Below are 17,258 nucleotides of genomic sequence, written 5' to 3' on the forward strand. Positions count from 1 at the left end.
CTATGAGGCAGGAGCGGATTGCGGCGCCGAGGCCAACATGGCCAAGATGCTCGCCGCCGACGCCTCCTGGGAAGCAGGGAACGCTTGCGTCCAAACCCACGGCGGGTTCGCATTCGCCGAGGAATACGACGTCGAGCGAAAATTCCGCGAGACGCGGCTCTATCAGGTGGCGCCGATCTCCACGAACCTGATCCTGTCGTATCTGGCTGAGCACCGTCTCGGCCTGCCGCGGTCCTATTGATATGATAGGGACAAACGCCACGGGCGCGCTTTCGGGATTGCTGGTCGTCGCCATCGAACAGGCGGTAGCCGCTCCTCTGTGTACGTTGCGGCTTGCCGATGCTGGCGCGCGGGTTGTCAAGATCGAGCGCTCGGACGGTGAAACGGCACGCCACTACGACAAAGCCGTCAAGGGCGTGTCGGCGTATTTCGCTTGGCTGAATCGAGGCAAGGAAAGTGCGGTCCTCGATCTCAAGGACGCGAACGATCTCGCCCTCGTCCACCGGATGGTCGCGCATGCGGACATCTTCGTCCAAAACCTGGCGCCAGGCGCAACCACTCGTCTCAACCTCGGCGCCGCGCAGCTCATCGAGAAGCATCCGCGTCTCATCGCGGTCGACATCGTCGGTTTCGGCCAGACCACGCCCTATCGGGACATGCGGGCATACGACATGCTCGTCCAGGCGGAGAGCGGACTCTGTTCCGTGACGGGAACAGATGATACGCCCTCGAAAGTCGGCGTATCGGCCGCCGACATCGCGACGGGCATGAACGCACATGCTGCGATTCTCGAGGCGCTGATCGCACGAGACAAGTCAGGGAGAGGACAGGCGATCGAAGTCGCCATGTTCGACGGCATGGCCGACTGGATGACAGTGCCGCTTCTCCATCGCGAACATGCGCAACGGGATACGAAGCGTCATGGGCTCTCCCATGCTTCCATCTATCCCTATAGGCCCTACGCCTGCCGCGACGGCGAGGTGGTGATTGCCGTTCAAAATCCCATCGAATGGCGGCGCTTCTGCGCAGGCGTTCTGCAGCGATCGGATCTCTGTGACGATCCGCGTTTTGCCGACAATCCCTCGCGTGTCGAGAACCGGCAGCTGCTCGATGCGGAAATTGCACCAATTTTCGCAGAATTGGCTCGTGATGCCGCAATCGAGAGGCTCGATGCCAACCAGATCGCGTGGTCCCGAGTATCATCCATCGACGACCTTTGCGCCCATCCGGCCTTGCGGCGCATCGAAGCCTTGCTGCCAGACGGCAGGAGCATCACGCTTCCGCGTCCGGCTGGCAGGCACAGCTTGAACACCGCTGTCGTCCCGGGTCTGGGCGCTCAAACTGCCGATATCAGGTCGGAATTTTCACACCATGAGGCTACTCGATGACCGTCATGGATCTCGATCAGATGAAAAGTTGGATCGGACGGGCGGAAACCGCCACCGATGTGATCACACCTAAGCTCGCCGCTCTGTTCGATGCAACGCTCACACCGCACCTCGCACCCGCATCATCGGCAGGGGCTTCGCTCGGAATCCACTGGTGCCTCGCCCCTCCGCGTACGCCGACAGGAGAACTCGGCTCGGACGGCCATCCCGTGAAAGGTGGCTTCCTTCCACCCATTCCCCTGCCCCGCCGCATGTGGGCGGGAGGCGAGATCGAGTTCATCGACGAGCTTCGAATCGGCGACGTTACCGAGCGGCGCTCGACCATCTCCGGACTTCGCGCAACCGAGGGACGATCGGGACTTTTGTGCTTTGTGACCGTAATGCATGAGATCTCGACGGAACGCGGGATCGCCATCCGTGAGCGGCAGGACATTGTCTACCGCGAGGCCGTACGGGCGATTTCCCCGCAATCCGCTGCCGCGCCGTTGGAGGAGAAACAAGAGAATTATTCCTCTGACTTGACGTGGTCGGTCGATGCATCTCCGACGCTCCTGTTTCGCTATTCCGCACTCACGTTCAACAGCCATCGCATCCACTATGATTTCCCTTATGCGACGGAGGTCGAAGGTTATCCAGGCCTCGTCGTGCATGGACCCTTACAAGCAACTTTCCTCCTGAATCTCGCCGCAACTCTCTATGGCAGAACGCCCAAACGGTTCAGCTATCGCGGCGTCGGCCCTGTTCATTCAGGAGAACCGATTCGTCTTGCGGCCCTGCGCAAAGCCGACAGCGCGGTGGAATGTTGGAGTACGACGGATCGAGGCACGATCGGCATGAAGGCGGAAGCGGAATGGTGATTACTGATTTTCATCCGCCTGTCGCGCCGCTATTCGTGCCGGGTGATCGTCCGGATCGCTTTGCCAAAGCGGCTCAAAGCGGGTCCGATGCCGTGATCTTGGATCTCGAAGACGCCGTCGCGCCGGAAAACAAGGACGACGCCAGGTCGAATGTTGCTCGCCACACCTTGCGGGATATTCCGGTAATCGTGCGCATCAACGGTCCGACTACGGACTGGTTCAAGATCGATCTTGCGGCGCTTTCTTCCATTTCCCTCGCTGCCGTTATGCTTCCGAAGACGGAATCGGCAGCGGATCTAATTGCCGTGCAGACCGCCCTTGGTCGAGCCGTTCCAGTCATCCCTCTCATCGAGTCGGCGCGTGGACTCATCAATTTGTCCGAGATCCTCAGCGGACAAGGCGCCAACGTCCTCGCGTTCGGCTCTCTGGATTTCGCGCTCGACGTCGGATGCATCCCCACTTGGGACAATCTGATCACGGCACGAAGTGAGCTCGTCCTTCGTTCGCGCGCGTACGGGTTATCCGCACCGATAGATGGTGTGACACCGTCCATCGACGACACCGGTTTAATCGAAATGGAAGCGAGGCGTGTGTCGGGCCTTGGTTTCGGAGGCAAGCTCGCCATCCATCCGCGGCAGATCCCGCACATCCGGACAGCATTCGCCCCAAGCGACGATCAGATCGCGTGGGCGGAGCGCGTGCTCGCGTGCGAGCGGGGCGGCGTGGCGAAAGTCGACGGCATGATGGTTGATCGCCCAGTTCTCTTGAAAGCTCGCCAAATTTTATCGTCCAGAAGGCCAAGCGGCACATCGGTGATTCCTAGGCAGTTCCAAAAGGAGTAGATCGGTGTCGAGGGTATCGCCTATGTCCGACCTTAGCACCCTGTCCCGGATCGAAGACATCGTGGGGCGGGACAATTGCCTGTCTGCCGAGAGCGATATGGCGTCCTACACGACCGACTGGCGCAATCTCTACAAAAGCCTGCCCTTGGCGGTCGTACGTCCGGTCTCGACGCTCGACGTTTCTCGCATCGTCGCACTTTGTCGCGAAGCCCGCATTCCCATTGTCCCGCAAGGCGGAAACACCGGACTCGTCGGCGGATCGGCCGTTCCGGGAGAACGTCGTCAGATCATCCTGAATCTTTCGCGCATGAACCGCATCCGCGCGGTCGACCCGGATGATTTCGCGATCACTGTGGAGGCAGGGTGCATTCTGCACGACATCCAGCAGGCTGCTCTGCACGTCGACCGCCTGTTTCCCTTAAGCCTGGGAGCGGAAGGGAGTTGCACGATCGGTGGAAATCTTGCGACCAATGCCGGCGGATTGAATGTCCTGCGCTACGGCATGGTTCGCGATCTGACCCTCGGCCTCGAGGTCGTCCTCCCCGACGGCGAGGTCCTCGACCTCATGGGTAGCCTCAGAAAAGACAACACCGGATTCGATCTAAAAGGTCTTTATGTCGGCAGCGAAGGCTGCCTCGGAATCATCACCGCCGCGTGTCTCAAGCTATTTCCCAAACCTCGGCAACGCGAGACCTGTTTCCTCGCAATTGAGGGCTTGGATCGGGCGACAGATTTGCTCGGTCTGTTCCGAGATCAGACGGCAGACCTTCTGTCCGCGTTTGAGATCATTCCTCGCACTGGCCTCGACCTTGCCGTCAAGCATGTTCCCGGAACACGACCTGCCCTGTCGACCTCCAGTGAGTTCTACCTGCTCATCGAGCTCACATCGAGCCGTGATGAGCCGGGGCAGCTTCGTGCAATGCTCGAAGCGCTTCTGGAGGACGCTCTGACGCGGGAACTCGTCCTTGACGGAACGATCGCGCAGAACGACCAACAGCGTGAATCGCTGTGGCGAACGCGGGAAGCAATCGTCGAGGCGCAAGCTTTGGAGGGACCGCAGCTTAAACACGACGTCGCCGTGCCCATATCGCGAGTGGCAGAGTTCATCGCCTCTGCCGAAAGGGCGGTCGAAGCCATTCTTCCAGGCATTCTCGTCGTGCCCTTCGGCCATTTTGGAGACGGCAACATCCACTTCAATCTGAGTCCGGCGCGAAACCGTACGGCGGCGACTTTCAGGGACAAGTCTTCTGCCCTGAGCGAAGCTGTCTACGACATGGCGGTGTCAATGGGCGGAACGATCAGCGCCGAACATGGAATAGGTCTTCTCAAGAAGAAAGAGCTCGCGGCTTACCGACCGGCCCAGGTCGCCGCTATGAAAATCTTGAAGCAGGCGTTGGACCCCGGCAACATCCTCAATCCCGGCAAGATCTTCGACTGAAGCACACTGGCACCGAGCATGGCTCCACTCACGCTTCTCTTATTGGTATGTCAGGAAAGCCATCTCGCTTCCGCCGTTTCGGGGCAATGGTCCGGGGTGCGGATAGCCGCGAAGAGCCCAGCGAATGCCTTCACCGACAGCGATGACTACTCCACGCCGTGAGGTTTGGCCTCAAACGACAACAGAAGCTGTAACGCACCTCTTCGAGGTTTCAAGTCGATTGACTCTTCTGCCTGAAGAGAACAAAATAAGAACAATCATTGAGGCAAATCTGATTGGGCAAGGTGCATGCGTGCCGGGCGAAAAAGTATTTTTGCCGCGTTACGGCGGGAAGTTGAGGCTCTGGAGGGGAGTTTAGGCCATCGGGGAGTGTTGAAATTCGATGTCCCGGCATTGGACGACCGGCTTCCTGGCGGCGGTTTAGCTCTCGGAACTTTGCATGAGATCACGGAAGGTGGGCCGGCCGCGGAGTTCTCAGGAGCTGCAACGCTTTTTACAGCCGGCATCGTAAGTCGTCTGAAGGGACCTGTTTTGTGGTGCCTCAGCCGACGGGATCTGTTCGCCCCCGGACTGATGAATGCGGGCCTGCATCCGGATTTGGTGATCTATGCGGAGACGTTTCGCGAGCGCGACGTTTTGGTCGCGATGGAAGAAGGTCTTCGGGAAAAAAGTCTGGCCGCGGTCATTGGGGAGGTCACAGGACTCGGACTGACCGCCTCGCGCCGTCTCCAATTGGCGGCAGAGACATCGGGCGTGCCGGTTTTTGCGCTCCGTCGCTGGTGGAACGTTCGCGAAAGAGAATTGACCACGCTGCCAAACGCCGCCGTCACGCGCTGGCGCATCTCGCCTGTCGTGTCTCAGACGCTGCCTGTGCCCGGCCTCGGCCGTGGCCGCTGGCAGGTCGAGCTTCTGCGCTGCCGGGGCGGTGAACCTCATTCCTGGATTGTGGAGGCCTGTGATGAGAAGGGTCGTCTCGCTCTACTTACCCACATGGCCGACCGACAGGATCAGACGGCAGAACGACGCGCTCTCGCCGGATGAGCCGTTGGTGACGGTTGTAACCGAAGGATCGCGGCGTCTCATCGGCGCGGTCGATCGCAATGCGCATGCGCTGGGCCTTCGTATCGGTCAAACGGTGGCGCACGCATCAGCGATGGTGCCCGATCTTCGCAACGTTCAAGCAACCCCAGAGAAGGACGAARCGGCTTTGAACGCTCTAGCCCGTTGGTGCATTGGCTATTCGCCGCTCGTCGCACTCTGTCCACCGGATGGAATCTGGATCGATATCGCCGGTGCGTCCCATCTATTTAGTGGCGAGCAACCCCTCGTCGCCGATCTTCTCCACCGGCTCAATCGACAGGGCATCAACGCCATGGCGAGCGTTGCCGATACGCCGGGTGTTGCTTGGGCGATGGCGCGTTATGGACATCAGAGTATCGTGCCGCCGGGTCGAACGAAGGAGGTCGTTGAAGAATTACCTGTCGCAGGCTTGCGCTTGCCCGCGGAGACCGTTGAGAGCCTGAACTTGTTGGGAATCGACCGTATCGGTCAGCTTGCCCGCATGCCGCGCGCTCCCATGACGCGTCGTTTCGGCAAAGAAGTCGTTCTGCGTCTGGACCAGCTTCATGGTCATGTCTTCGAACCGCTCAATCCGTTGATGCCGAAAGAGACGCCATCCCGACGTCTCATTTTGTCTGAGCCTATCGGGCGTCTGGACGACATGAAGGAGGTGCTGAACCAATTGACCGTTGCCCTCTGCCAGGATTTGGCCCAGCAAGATCTTGGCGTACGGCGCCTCGATCTTTTTTTCGAGCGCATCGATCGTCACAGCGTCGCTTTGCGGATCGGAACTGCGCGTGCGACGCGAGAGGCGCTCCATCTCGCCAAACTCTTCGAAGAACGCCTTCAAACCATCGATCCAGGTTTCGGCATCGAGGCCGCCGTGCTCGTGGCCAGCAAGGTCGAGCCTTTGAACGCCCATCAAGTGGAAGTCCAGGATCTCAAGAATGCAAGCAGAGCTGTCGATCTGAGCCGCCTTGTCGACCGATTGGGAGCAAGACTGGGAGCCGACAGAGTCTATCGATTGCTGCCAGTCGAGAGCCACGTTCCTGAACGCTCGGTCAAACGCGTAGCGGCGCTTTCACCTCCGGCCGATCGGAGTTGGCCCGAGAATAATCCGCGCCCGACCCGGCTTCTCGAACATCCTGAACCCGTCACAGCGACCGCTTTGCTGCCTGATCATCCACCAGCCTTCTTCATTTGGCGGCGCGTACGCCATCGCGTGATCAAGGCGGATGGTCCGGAACGTATCACCGGTGAATGGTGGTGCGGTGCTGAAAATAACTTCGGTCTTCGCGATTATTACCGCATTGAGGATGAAGCAGGTGCCCGTTTCTGGATTTTTCGCGATGCGCCAGCCGATCAATCCGCGCGGTGGTGGCTGCATGGCGTTTTCCCATGATCTACGCTGAGAGATACGCCGAACTTCAGGTTACGACGCATTACTCATTCCTGCGCGGCGCATCGAGTCCCCACGAATTATTCAATCAAGCGAAGCTTTTGKGACTCGATGCGCTTGGGATCGTGGACCGCAACTCGCTTGCCGGAATTGTGAAGGCCCACGAAGCCGCCAAGGAAACAGGCATCCGACTCGTGGTGGGGTGCAGGCTCGATCTGGCGGACGGAACGTCGCTGCTGGTCTACCCAAAGGATCGCGCAGCCTATTCCCGCCTCTGTCGATTGCTCAGCCTCGGCAAGAGCCGCGCGGGCAAGGGCAAATGCATGCTGATGTGGGAGGATGTGGCAGCCTGGAACGAAGGCATGATCGCCATCCTTCTTGGCGATGAAGTCAACGAGCGACTGGACACCGATCTTCGTCGCTTGAGAAAAACCTTCAACGATCGCGCCTATATGGCGCTGATCCGCCGATTTGGTCCGGGCGAGCACATGCGTCTATGGGAGATCGAACAGGCCGCTCAATGGGCGCACGTACCGACGGTAGCGCTAGGTGATATCCTCTATCACCATCCCGAGCGTCGACCGCTGCAAGACGTGGTATCTTGCATCCGTCAGAAATGCACCATCGATGCAGCCGGATTTCGCCTTGAACGCCATGCGGATCRCTTTCTCAAGGAAGCAGACGAGATGGTCCGGCTTTTCGAACGCCACCCTGAAGCCGTGGCGCGAACGATTGAGATCGTGCGGCGTTGTACATTTTCCCTCGATGAGCTCAGCTACCAATATCCGACGGAAACGGACGGCAACGAGACTGCGCAACGAAAACTCGAGCGACTGACCTGGGAAGGTATTGCACGACGATTCCCCGAAGGTGTGCCGGAGCAGGTTTCAACGCAGCTCCGGCATGAGCTGCAGTTGATCGATAGTTTGGGCTATGCCCCATACTTTCTGACCGTCAATGCCATCGTTGATTTTGCCCGATCTAAGAAAATTCTTTGCCAAGGTCGGGGTTCTGCGGCCAACTCTGCTGTCTGCTACGCTCTTTACATCACATCCATCGACCCTGTGAAAACGGATCTTCTGTTTGAACGTTTCATTTCCSAGGAKCGCRAYGAGCCGCCGGATATCGACGTCGATTTCGAGCATGACAAGCGCGAAGAGGTCATTCAGTGGATCTATGAAACCTACGGACGCAATCATGCCGCCCTGACGGCTGTCGTCAGCTGTTATCGGGCCCGCGGCGCCGTGCGGGAGGTGGGCAAGGTTCTGGGTGTGCCGGAGGATGTGACGGGCGCCTTGTCCGGCCTCGTCTGGGGTTGGAGTGACAAAGGCGTCAGTGAGAAGGAGGCCAATGAACTCAACCTCAATCTTAATGATCCGCGTTTGCGACTTACCATGACGTTGGCGAGCCAATTGATCGGCGCGCCACGTCATCTGTCGCAGCATCCCGGCGGATTCGTGCTGACGCAGGATCGACTTGACGATCTGGTCCCCATCGAGCCTGCCGCCATGGAAGATCGACAGGTCATCGAATGGGACAAGAACGATATTGAAACGCTTAAATTCATGAAAGTAGATGTGCTCGGTCTCGGCATGCTCGGCTGCATGCGCCGCGCCTTCGAGCTGATGCGCGAATACAAAGGCGTCGATCACGATCTCGCCAGCGTCCAGAAGGAAGACAGCAGCGCGACTTTTGAGATGATCCAGCGAGCCGACACGGTCGGTGTTTTTCAAATCGAGAGCCGAGCGCAAATGTCCATGCTGCCGCGCCTGAAACCCAAGTGCTTTTACGATCTCGTCATCGAAGTCGCCATCGTTCGCCCCGGACCAATTCAAGGCGACATGGTGCATCCCTATATTCGCCGCCGGGAAGGTCGGGAGCCGGTAAGCTACCCGACGCCGGAACTGGAAAAAGTTTTAGGCAAGACGCTCGGCGTGCCGCTGTTTCAGGAACAGGCGATGCGAGTGGCCATCGAATGCGCAGGTTTCACGCCTTCGGAGGCTGATCTTTTGCGGCGCGCCATGGCGACCTTCAAAGCCAAGGGCGACGTATCGGCGTTCCAAACCAAGCTGATCGAAGGCATGATCGAGCGCGGGTACCAACGCGACTTTGCCGAACGTATCTTCAAGCAGCTCGAAGGGTTTGGTTCGTATGGTTTTCCCGAGAGCCATGCAGCTTCCTTCGCAATCATCGCCTATGCGTCCTCGTGGGTGAAATGCCATTACCCGGATGTGTTCTGCTGCGCTATCTTGAACGCGCAGCCGATGGGCTTCTATGCGCCCGCGCAGCTCGTTCGCGATGCCCGGCAACATGGCGTCGAGGTCAGGCCGGTCGATGTCAATCATTCACAATGGGACTCGACCCTTGAAAGAAACGGCGAAGGTTATGCCGTGCGCCTCGGGCTTCGCTTGGTGCGAGGGCTTGGAGAAAGAGACGACTCGATCGCGAAGGCCCGCAGCGGAAGACCATTTGCCTCGATCGAAGACATGTGGCGACGGAGCAAGCTGTCCTTGTCGGATCTTGAGCGGTTGGCTGAAGCCGATGCGTTCGGATCGATCGGCCTCAACAGACGCGACGCGCTATGGCACATCAAAGGTTTGGGCAATAGACCGCTGGAGCTCTTTGCAGCTGCAGACGATCACGAAAAGCGTCTTCGGCCGGAGATCATCGAGCCTGATGTCGCGCTAATTCCCATGACGCAAGGTCGCGAAGTGGTGGAAGATTATCGCTCCAAAGGCCTGACGCTTCGCCGTCATCCGGTAGCGTTCCTCAGGCACGATCTCGCGACGAGACGTATCTCCGCGTGCGAGGTTCTAAAGAATGCCCGCAACGGCGAGCGTATCACGGTGGGCGGGATCATTCTCGTGCGCCAGAGACCCGATTCGGCCAGCGGCGTTATTTTCATCACGATCGAGGATGAAACCGATATCGCCAACCTCATCGTCCGGCCGCCACTTTTTGAGAGGCTACGCCGACCGATCATGTCAGCCAGCATGATCGCCTGCAGAGGTCTTGTGCAACGCCAGGGCAGCGTTATTCATGTGGTGGCGGAGCACATGATCGACCTCTCGGAATTTCTCAAGAGCGTCGGCACGCGTCACGATCCCGCCCAACAAGAACTCGGTCTTGATGAAACAGACGCCTCTCACCAGGGCTCCGTCTCACGGGATCTGTCTGAACCGGCATCCATCCGAATTAAGACACGGGATTTTCGATGAAGAACCCACCGCGCCGCACTTTTGCGAAGTGCATCTCAAGCAATCGGCCATCTCTCAAGGCTCCATTGCTTCAGGTTCCATCGTGAAGGACCAAAACCGGTTGACGATCGCACGCTGATTGGCAAGACACCGGTAAAGCCGGATCTCGACGATCAAGTCCCAAGACGGGTCGCAAGCACGAACGAGCGTTCCCTCTGCCAGTTCAGTCGCAATCAGGCTCTGTGGGATCCAGGCCAGTCCCCATCCAGCCATAGCCATGGCTTTCAACCCAGYCGACATGGTGTTCTCGTGCACTGTGAGTCTGTTGAGCGCCCTCTCCTCAAACAGATTGGCGAGACCAATTCCGAAGAACGAGTTGGGCGAGTAACCGAGATACCGGACCGCCTGCTTGCTCGATCCGACGACGTGGAGGGGCTGGCCGCTCGGATCGGGGGCAGACACGGGGATGACCCTCTCCTCTCCAAGGAGCCTTGCTTCGAAACGGGAAGGATCAAGCAAAAAAGGCACGGCTGGATGGGCGTATGTGAGCAGAAAATCGCATTCGCCCTCCGTCAGAGAGCCCACATTCGCCTCCATACTTCCCCTGTCGGCGCATAACCGCGATTGCAACGCACCGAAACGGGTTTCCGCCTGACGGAGCCAGTGCGGGAAAAAGGTCAAGGACAGCGTGTGGAGGGCCGTAAAGGTGATCGTTCTGGCATGTGGGCCGCCCTGATGGCGAAACTCGCTCCTGGCTTGATGGAGAAGGCGCAGGGCTTCTTGCGCCGTCGGGAGAAAGCTCTGCCCCGCCGGTGAAAGCCGAGGCGGATAGCTCGCCCGATCGATCAAGGCAACGCCGAGCCAGGCTTCGAGTCGCCTGATGCGGCGGCTGAATGCTGATTGCGTGACGTGCCGCATTTCGGCCGACCGCGTGAAGCTGAAGGTATTACCGAGCGCGATAAAATCTTCGAGCCATTTGATTTCCATGTATCATTCCCCGGGGCGTCCCGCCCGCATCGCCACGGGTCGCCATGAGTCGCCATGACAAGCAGATCGTGCCGTCATGAAACGTGCCTGTCGAGACCCGCACCGCCGATTGCATTCTCGGAATGACGATTGCCACACTCGGACTTAGACAGGCCTAGCCCCGATCCATAGCATCCCCCTGCTTGTTAATGCGTCCTGCCCCAGCGGGCATTTCTCGAGTGGGATCCAATGATCACGGTTGAGCCCTCCGACGACGACAGCCTCCTCGAGATCCGAGACCTTTCCGTTTCCTTTGGTACGGGAGAGAACGAGACCGTTGCGGTCGACCAGGTCTCCCTGCGGGTCGCATCGGGCGAAACCGTCGCCATCGTCGGAGAATCCGGGTCCGGCAAGTCTGTAACAGCGCTCAGTATTCTTGGTCTCACACATCTCGGAGGGGGGCGGCCGCGAGAAGGTCAAATCCTCTTTCGGCGCGGGAACGGCGACCAGATCGACCTCGCGACCCTCAATCGAGATGATATCCGCGAGATCAGGGGTTCTGAAATCGCGATGATATTTCAGGAGCCCATGACGTCGCTCAACCCGGTCTTTCCCGTGGGCGACCAGATATCGGAGGCAATTGCGCTTCACAGAAAACTCCCCAAACGAGAGGCTCGTGCGGAGGCGAGACGTCTTCTGGAGCTTGTGCGCATCCCTGACGCTGAGCAGGTGCTGGATCGCTATCCACACCAGATATCCGGAGGCATGCGCCAGCGCGTGATGATAGCGATGGCCTTGTCCTGCCGCCCTCGCCTGCTGATCGCGGATGAACCCACAACGGCGCTCGACGTCACCATCCAGGCGCAGATCCTGGGGCTGATCAGGGAGATGCAGGCGGAGCTCGGCATGGCGGTCATCTTCATCACGCACGATATGGGTGTCGTTGCCGAAATGGCCGACCGCGTCGTCGTCATGCGCAATGGCCGCAAGGTCGAGGAAAACGACGTCTACAACCTCTTCGCGCACCCGCACCATCCCTATACAAAGGCATTGCTAGCGGCGGTACCGGCTCTCGGCAGCATGCGCGGCAAGGATCATCCGGCCCGTTTTTCGCATCTCGAAACGGGCCGAATTCAGGACGACGCTGCGCCGCCGTCAAAAGCTGCGGAGCGCGAGCAGCTCACAGGCGATCCCGTGCTGAAGGTCGAAGGCCTCGTCAAGAATTTCGACTTGCCATCCGGATTGCTGCGCAAGGTGAAACGGCGTGTCTATGCCGTGGAGCATGTCAGCTTCGACATCATGGCGGGCGAGACGCTCGCTCTCGTTGGCGAATCCGGATGTGGAAAATCGACGACGGGACGGACGATTTTGAATCTGGTGAAGCCGGATGCCGGTGAGGTCTGGCTGGAGGGAAACCAGATCGCTGGATTGCCCCGGCACGAAATGCGACCGCTCCGGCAGCAATGCCAGATGGTGTTCCAGGATCCCTTCGCATCTCTCGATCCCCGCATGACCGTCGGATTCTCCATCGCCGAGCCGCTGCTGGTCCATCGCCTTGCCGATGGCAATGATAGGAACGAGAGGGTCTCCGAACTTCTACGACTGGTCGGATTGTCGCCAGACCATGCAAAGCGGTATCCGCACGAGTTTTCAGGCGGGCAGCGTCAGCGCATTTGCATTGCACGCGCCCTCGCCACGAATCCCAAACTGATCGTCGCCGACGAAGCTGTTTCGGCTCTCGACGTCTCGATCAGGGCCCAGGTCATCAACCTGTTCATGGAGCTTCAGGAGAAACTCGGAATCTCCTATCTCTTCATCTCCCATGACATGGCCGTCGTCGAACGGATCAGCCATCGCGTGGCAGTGATGTATCTCGGCCAGATCGTCGAGATTGGCAGCCGTCGCGCCGTCTTCGAAAATCCTCAGCATCCATACACCCGATCGCTCATGGAGGCCGTCCCAATCGCCGACCCTCGCGCGAGGCGCGGGATGCGCATGCTGACGACAAGAGAAATTCCAAGTCCCATTCGTGCGGTCGACGATGCTCCCGTGCGGGCTGTTCTGCGAGAAGTCGGCCCAGGTCATTTCGTTGCGGATCACGCCGCGGCATGAACCGTCACAAATGCTTTGAAATCGAAAACCAAGACCCGGTTGCCGGGCGAACCAACCAAGGGAAATCCTCATGACTATTCAAATCACCCCACACTGGACTCGCCTCGCGGTCGCCTCTCTCCTCACGGTCGCGGGCGTCACGACGGCTTGTGCAGAACCGGTTACGATCGGTATTTCATTGGACTTCACGACGCTCGACCCGCACGAATCGAGCGATAACCTTTCGTTCTCGGCCCAGCGCATGATCATGCCGGGCCTCTTCGGCTTCGACGAGACCATGAAGGTGATTCCGGTGCTTGCTGAAGGCTACACGGTCAGCGGAGATGCCAAGGAATTCACCATCAAACTACGCAAGGGAGTTCTGTTTCACGATGGAACGACGTTCAATGCGCAAGCCGTGAAGGCTACATTCGATCGCGTCAGCAACCCGGAGAACAAGCACAAGCGGTATACGCTGTTCGCCAACATCGCGAGCACGGAAGTCGTCGATGACAACACCGTGCGCATTAAGCTCAAGGAACCCTTCTCATCCATGATCAACGTCCTGGCCCATCCGTCAGCCGCGATCATGAGCCCGGCTGCGATCGCCAAGTATGGCAAAGATTTCGGCAGCAATCCGGTCGGCGCCGGCCCATTCAAGTTTGTCGAGTGGCGGCGGAGCAATCAGCTGACGCTGACGCGCAATGAGACCTATTATAAGCCAGGCTTGCCGAAGATCGATGGGGTGGTCCTCAAGCCGACGCCTGAGAATAATACTCGCGTCGCCTCACTCCTGTCGGGCGGTGCGCATTTTATCTACCCGATGGCTCCGGAACAAATGGAATCCATCAAGGGCCGTGAAGGAGTCGAGGCGGTCGCACGCTCGAGTTCTCTTGTGCGCTACCTGGCACTCAACACGCAGAAGAAGCCGTTTGACGATGTCAGGGTCCGTCAGGCCGTCAACTTCGCCATCAACAAGAAAGCCTTCGCGAAAATCGTCTTCAGCGGCTATGCACAACCCCTTCAATCCGTCATGACCAAGAGCGTAGAGTTCTTCGAGGACCAGGGCGAGTGGCCTTACGATCCCGCCAAGGCGAAAGCCCTCCTCGCCGAAGCTGGCTATCCGAACGGGTTCGAGACGGAACTGTGGGGAGCGAATACGTCGACCACCATTCGCGCCATGGAGTTTGCGCAGCAGCAACTGGGACAGGTCGGCATCAAGGTGAAAGCCATCCCGATGGAGACCAGCCAGCGCGTCGACAAGACCCAGAACGTATCGCCAGCGACCAGCGAAATGCGCATGCACCTCAGTTCTTGGTCGCCATCGACCGGAGAAGGCGATTGGGCACTGCGCCCACTCCTTGCCACCGCCTCACAGCCGCCGAAGGCCAACAATATCGGGTTCTACTCGAACGCAAGGGTCGACGCACTGCTCCAGGAGGGCCTTGCCGTTTCGGAGCAGGGAAAACGGCAGAAGATCTACGGCGAGATCCAACGGATCGTCTGGCCCGAAGCTCCGTGGGGCTATCTCGGTGCCGAAGACAATCTGTGGGCGCAAAGCAAGCGGCTCAAGGGTGTCTATATTCTGCCCGACAACACGCTCGTCGTTTCTGACGAGGCAACTCTGAATTGACGGGAACTTTTGCCGTGCTCCCGGCCGATATTCCATCGACCGGGAGCACGCTTCGCCGCTGAACCCGCGATCGGTAGCTCCGCATGTTTGATTTCATCACGAGACGTCTGATCGGTCTGTTCGTGACCCTGGCGATCGTTTCCGTGTTCGTCTTTCTTTTCCTGCATCTCCTGCCAGGTGACCCCGCAAGGGTTATTGCGGGACCGGACGCCGACGACATCCAGGTCGCGATGATCAGGGAAAGGCTGGGACTGCATCTCCCGCTGATGGAGCAGTATTGGCGCTTCATCAGCCAGGCGGTGGTGGGCGAATGGGGAACATCTCTCAGAACGGGACGGCCCGTCATCGAAGAGATCGGAGTGCGGTTCATCCCCACCTTGCTTCTCACTCTGTCGGCGATGGGATGGGCGGTCATGTTCGGATTGCCGATCGGGATATTCGCGGCGACACGACGCGGGCGGCTGTCCGATCAGTTCGTGATGGTATTGGCCGTCACAGGAATCTCTCTTCCGGCTTTTGCACTCGGTCTGGTTCTGATCCAGTTTTTTGCCGTTGAACTCGGTTGGCTTCCCTCCGACGGATACGGCGACTGGCGGACCTTCGTTCTTCCTTCGCTGACGCTCGGCGCCGCAGTCGCTGCCATCATTGCACGGTTCACACGCTCCTCATTCGTCGAAGTGATGAACGAAGATTATCTCAGAACGGCGTATGCCAAGGGACTTTCCGAGCGGACGATTATCTGGAAGCACGCCCTTCGCAACGCCCTCATACCCGTCGTGACGATGGTAGGACTTCAGTTCGGCTTCCTGCTCGGGGGCGCGATTGTTGTCGAAAAGGTTTTCTCCTGGCCTGGTCTCGGGCGCCTTTTGATCGACGCCGTCGAGATGCGGGACTATCCGGTCATTCAGGCGGAAATTCTCCTCTTCTCCCTCGAGTTCATCGTGATCAACGTAATCGTCGACGTTCTTTACGCGGTCATCAATCCGACAATTCGCTACAGGTAGGATCGATGACAGAAGCAACCCAAGCAACCCGCAACGTCCAACGGCAAGACCGGATCAGGACGCCTTTCTTCGAGGTCTGGCGCCGCCTGCGTCGACAGAAGACGGCGGTCGTGGCCGGCATAGTGGTGATACTTCTTATTCTCGTCGCCCTTCTCGCTCCGCTCCTGGCGCCCTATGATCCGGCTTTCACGGACTACGACAATGTGCTCTCTCCTCCGACGGCTCTGCATCTTGCCGGCACCGACGAATTCGGCCGCGATATTCTCAGCCGTGTGATCTGGGGCGCGCGAATCTCGCTGGAGATCGGTTTCACCGCCGTCGCCGTCGGCTGCTTCTTCGGCGTTCTGCTGGGCGTCATGGCCGGTTACTATGGCGGGTGGGCCGACACTTTGACGATGCGGCTGTGCGACGTTCTCTTCGCCTTTCCGGGCATACTCCTCGCCATTGCCATCGTCGCCATTCTCGGCCCCGGAATCGAGAACGTCATCATTGCGGTCTCAATCTTCTCGATTCCGACATTTGCCCGCCTGGTGAGAGGAAGTACTCTCGCATTGAAGAATGCAACGTATATCGAAGCCGCATTGAGCATCGGCGCATCGGATATCTCGATCATGCTTCGCCACATCCTGCCTGGGACCGTGGCCAACGTGCTCGTCTATCTCACCATGCGAATCGGCACCTCGATCATTACCGCATCGAGCCTAAGCTTCATCGGGCTCGGAGCGTCGATCGAGTCGCCCGAATGGGGAGCAATGCTGAGTCGGGCCCGCGACTATCTCGCCGTCGCTCCCCACTATGTGATCGTTCCAAGCGTCGCCATTTTCATCACCGTTCTCGCCTTCAACGTGCTCGGAGATGGATTGCGCGACGCCATCGACCCCAAGCTCGACCGGCGACAGGGGTAAGGCCGCCCCATTGAGCGCCGGGCACTCCGGCGAATTCCAAACTCAGGAGACGAATTCATGCGTATCTTCATTTCGGCCGACATCGAGGGTGTTGCAGGTGTCGTGAACGGGGAACAAGGACGTCCCGGCAACCCAGAATACGAGCGAGCCCGCCGGCTCATGACCGCCGAGGTCAACGCCGCCATCGCCGGTGCCTTCGACGGCGGAGCGAGCGAGGTCCTTGTAAACGATTCCCACGGCCAGATGCGGAATATCCTTCCCGACGAACTGGATCATCGCGCCCGCTTGATCTCTGGGCGACCGAAGCCGCTTTTCATGATCCAGGGCCTCGCCGCAGATTGTGCCGGCGCCATTTTGCTGGGTTACCACGCCTGTGCTGGCGCCGAGAGGGGTGTCCTGGCCCACACGATAAACGGATTCGCCTTCGCTCGAACCATCGTGAACGGAAAACCAATCGGTGAGGCGGGGCTGAACGGAGC

General features: G+C 59.0%; 14 protein-coding genes. 13 read left to right on the top strand and 1 reads right to left on the bottom strand.

What is annotated here, in order from left to right; genetic code table 11:
- The 8 genes from AC1DT3_RS03000 to AC1DT3_RS03035 form a co-directional block, all read left to right on the top strand.
- On the top strand, positions 1-241 hold a 241-nt coding region (locus tag AC1DT3_RS03000; RefSeq protein ID WP_477463758.1), incomplete at its 5' end, for an acyl-CoA dehydrogenase family protein.
- Between the two features lies 1 nt (position 242).
- Positions 243-1,388 carry a CaiB/BaiF CoA transferase family protein gene (locus AC1DT3_RS03005; protein ID WP_477463759.1) on the top strand — a complete coding sequence of 382 codons (1,146 nt, stop codon included), beginning with the start codon at positions 243-245 and terminating at the stop codon, positions 1,386-1,388.
- A complete protein-coding gene (locus AC1DT3_RS03010) occupies positions 1,385-2,245 on the top strand; it encodes an HTD2 family dehydratase (protein ID WP_477463760.1) in 861 nt (286 codons plus the stop codon). The genes AC1DT3_RS03005 and AC1DT3_RS03010 overlap by 4 nt, the downstream gene beginning before the upstream one ends.
- The gene (locus AC1DT3_RS03015; protein WP_477463761.1) at positions 2,239-3,087 is read left to right on the top strand and encodes an HpcH/HpaI aldolase/citrate lyase family protein; all 849 of its coding nucleotides are present in this window, start codon (positions 2,239-2,241) and stop codon (positions 3,085-3,087) included. Before AC1DT3_RS03010 ends, AC1DT3_RS03015 begins: the two co-directional genes overlap by 7 nt.
- Before the next feature lie 22 nt (positions 3,088-3,109).
- Positions 3,110-4,525: an FAD-binding oxidoreductase gene (locus AC1DT3_RS03020; protein ID WP_477463762.1), complete on the top strand. Its 1,416-nt coding sequence runs from the start codon at positions 3,110-3,112 to the stop codon at positions 4,523-4,525.
- Positions 4,526-4,894: 369 nt separating this feature from the next.
- Complete coding sequence (locus tag AC1DT3_RS03025; protein WP_477463763.1) at positions 4,895-5,566, top strand: ImuA family protein; 672 nt, start codon at positions 4,895-4,897, stop codon at positions 5,564-5,566.
- Positions 5,484-6,986, top strand: coding sequence for a Y-family DNA polymerase (locus tag AC1DT3_RS03030; protein WP_477463764.1), 1,503 nt, complete (start codon positions 5,484-5,486; stop codon positions 6,984-6,986). The genes AC1DT3_RS03025 and AC1DT3_RS03030 overlap by 83 nt, the downstream gene beginning before the upstream one ends.
- On the top strand, positions 6,983-10,201 hold the full coding sequence (locus tag AC1DT3_RS03035; protein ID WP_477463765.1) for an error-prone DNA polymerase: 3,219 nt from the start codon (positions 6,983-6,985) through the stop codon (positions 10,199-10,201). Before AC1DT3_RS03030 ends, AC1DT3_RS03035 begins: the two co-directional genes overlap by 4 nt.
- A 54-nt stretch (positions 10,202-10,255) precedes the next feature.
- Here the strand turns inward: AC1DT3_RS03035 and AC1DT3_RS03040 are convergent, their stop codons facing one another.
- A complete protein-coding gene (locus tag AC1DT3_RS03040) occupies positions 10,256-11,167 on the bottom strand; it encodes a LysR family transcriptional regulator (RefSeq protein WP_477463766.1) in 912 nt (303 codons plus the stop codon).
- A 228-nt stretch (positions 11,168-11,395) separates the two neighbouring features.
- Between AC1DT3_RS03040 and AC1DT3_RS03045 the strand changes: the two genes are divergently transcribed.
- From AC1DT3_RS03045 to AC1DT3_RS03065, 5 genes are all read left to right on the top strand, one after another.
- Positions 11,396-13,258: an ABC transporter ATP-binding protein gene (locus AC1DT3_RS03045; protein ID WP_477463767.1), complete on the top strand. Its 1,863-nt coding sequence runs from the start codon at positions 11,396-11,398 to the stop codon at positions 13,256-13,258.
- Positions 13,259-13,328: 70 nt separating this feature from the next.
- The gene (locus tag AC1DT3_RS03050) at positions 13,329-14,870 is read left to right on the top strand and encodes a glutathione ABC transporter substrate-binding protein (RefSeq protein WP_477463768.1); all 1,542 of its coding nucleotides are present in this window, start codon (positions 13,329-13,331) and stop codon (positions 14,868-14,870) included.
- Positions 14,871-14,953: 83 nt separating this feature from the next.
- Positions 14,954-15,874, top strand: a complete 921-nt coding sequence (gene gsiC, locus AC1DT3_RS03055) for a glutathione ABC transporter permease GsiC (protein WP_477463769.1) — start codon at positions 14,954-14,956, stop codon at positions 15,872-15,874.
- A gap of 5 nt (positions 15,875-15,879) precedes the next feature.
- A complete protein-coding gene (locus tag AC1DT3_RS03060; RefSeq protein WP_477463770.1) occupies positions 15,880-16,779 on the top strand; it encodes an ABC transporter permease subunit in 900 nt (299 codons plus the stop codon).
- 57 nt (positions 16,780-16,836) lie between these two features.
- Positions 16,837-17,258: M55 family metallopeptidase (locus AC1DT3_RS03065; RefSeq protein WP_477463771.1), on the top strand; the 422-nt coding region annotated here is incomplete at its 3' end.

The sequence above is a fragment of the Microvirga sp. P4_G7 genome (genome assembly GCF_056401005.1).